General features: G+C 51.7%; 1 protein-coding gene and 1 pseudogene. Both read left to right on the top strand.

Annotated features, from left to right (window positions below):
- The first annotated feature begins 224 nt into the window (after window positions 1–224).
- Complete coding sequence (locus H6F51_16745) at window positions 225–1,550, top strand: MFS transporter (protein ID MBD1824127.1); 1,326 nt, start codon at window positions 225–227, stop codon at window positions 1,548–1,550.
- Window positions 1,551–2,016: 466 nt separating this feature from the next.
- Window positions 2,017–2,377 (top strand): annotated as a pseudogene (locus H6F51_16740) (SDR family NAD(P)-dependent oxidoreductase).

Here is a 2,377-nt window from a genome sequence, read left to right as displayed (position 1 = left end):
CCTCGTAGACATTCGCGCCAACCAGTGGGAGATGCAAAATTTCTGAGCTGATTGCATTCCTCAACACGGGGCATGCCATTCTCAAAACAGAGGTAGAGATCGTCTTAGAGGCCCTTCAGCGAGTGGAGCACAACCTCACTCAGAGGAGCGTAACCTGGCTGAATCATTGCGATTAAAGCTGACATACTCGATCGCGTGCCCATTTCGCGAACTAGCTAATCGCCATGTCTCCTACCCTCACGCTGCGGCAAACTTTGCTCTACAGTTGCACTTCGATCAGCATTAATTTAATCAATACTGCTGTTTCGACCTGGCTGCTTTACTACTATGCCCCTCCACCCAACACAGGAGCGGTGCAATACCTCTCGGTCACGGTCGTGGGTCTCTTATTGGCGATCGGTCGCGTTTGGAATGCCGTCATTGATCCCTTCATCGGACATTGGAGTGATAACACCCGCAGCTCGTGGGGACGACGAACGCCCTTCTTGGTACTCGGCAGCCTCATGACCCTTGGCGCGCTGTTGTTGCTCTGGACGCCTTTGACGCCCTATCCTAGCCGGCTGAATGCCATCTACTTCCTAACGATGACGATCGTCTTTTACACGGGAACGAGTCTCGTTGGCGTCCCTTATGACGGCAGCCTACCCGAAATGGCAGCGACGGCCGCTGAGCGAGTTCGGCTTAGTATGTGGAAAAACATTTTTGGCATTGTGGGCGTGCTGGGCGGTGCAGTCATTGCTAGCAGTGTCTATAGTCGGTGGGGCGCGATCGCAATGGGAGGAGTGATCGGACTCCTTGGAGTGGTAACGGTTGGCCTGACAATTCCAGTGCTCCCGAGACGGAGTCTGCCTGCGCTCGACCCAACCGGCGAGAGCGAGGTAATCGCATCGCTGAGCTTTTGGCAGAGCCTGCGGACAACGCTGCGGAATCGCCCGTTCTTGATCCTCTGTAGCTCCACGATTCTCGTACAGACGGCCTACGCGATGTTGCTCTCGAATCTGCCTTACTTTGTTGCCTTGATTCTGCAAGAACCAGAAGCAGCCGTAGGACGCTATCAAGGCTTGGTGGTGATGGCGATGCTGGCTGCCGCTCCGGTTTGGAATCGGTTGAGCCGATACAGGTCAGATCGCCAATTGCTGAAGGTTTCCTTATTAGGATTGGCGATGGTTACAAGTTTCCTGACCGCAGTGGGAGGGGCTTCTTCCCTGCCGACTGCGCTTCAAGCTGCCATCTGCTTTGGCTTCCTGGGGCCTTTTCTCGGCGGTTATTTTATTTTGGTCTACGCGATGATGGGAACGGTTGTCGAGCAGGATGCGATCGTCACGGGACAACGACGAGAAGCGTTTCACTACAGTATTTTCTCGTTCTCGGCTGGGATGGGGTTGTCGTTCTCAACTCTAATCATCCCGCCCATTTTTTCCTATTACGGCTACACGCTAGAGCAGCCTGCTGGGGTGCGAGTCGTGTTTCTGGTTGCGGCAGTGCTCGTGGTCTTGGGGGTTGCCATCTTCCAGGGCTATCGCCTAACGGATGCCCCTACGCACAGATGAACTGAACGGGTAAATCAGCCGGATTGTACTGTTGGAGGCACTTCGTGGATTTCTGAAAACAGCTACTCTTGAGGGGGATCAAATCGTGGTCGAGTTACTGCCCTGATGAGTCTGCTGCTGAATCCATCCCGTTCCTGAATGTCTTGTATCTAAATATTACGATTCTCGATTTCTATTAATAAATGTTGCCGATACTTGATCGTCTTGTTAAAGTGTGCGTGTCAATTTCATTGGCTGGTTCCTATCGTTCGGAGTGAAGTGTCTTATGCTTTGTCTGACTCTCGCCGCTGACCACTTTTCGTAGATACCCAACGAATGTGTGGCATCGAAGCACAACGAAATATGACTCGATCCAACAGCAGTTTCTTCTCTCAAAGCACAACTCAAAGATTCACTTCGGTTCTTGCCCCTATCCGTTCAGCAAAGGCGAAGAACCTGATAGAACCCTAACTGTGGAGACTTTATCATGAATATTCAGGGAAAAACGGTCTTGGTCACCGGGGCTTCTCGTGGCATTGGACGGGAAATCGCATTGGAATTTGCCCGTCAAGGAGCACGACGATTAATTTTAGTGGCGCGATCACACGATCAACTTGTAGAAGTTGCGAAGGAAATCAGAACATTCGGGGGTCGAAGCGGTTCCGGTTGCACTCAATCTTGTTGATTGTGTAGCAGTCAATATCGCGATCGCTCAAGTGTGGCGCGATTATGCCCCGATTCACATTCTAATTAACTGTGCAGGGGTGGCATATCAAACTCCATTTCTTCTCGCTCAACCGTCCCAGATGCAAGAAGAAGTCGCACTCAATCTCATGGGAATGTACAAC

Source organism: Cyanobacteria bacterium FACHB-DQ100, assembly GCA_014695195.1.
GTDB lineage: Bacteria > Cyanobacteriota > Cyanobacteriia > Leptolyngbyales > Leptolyngbyaceae > Leptolyngbya.
Note: the sequence above shows the minus strand (reverse complement) of the source record. Positions and strands in the feature narration are given on the sequence as shown.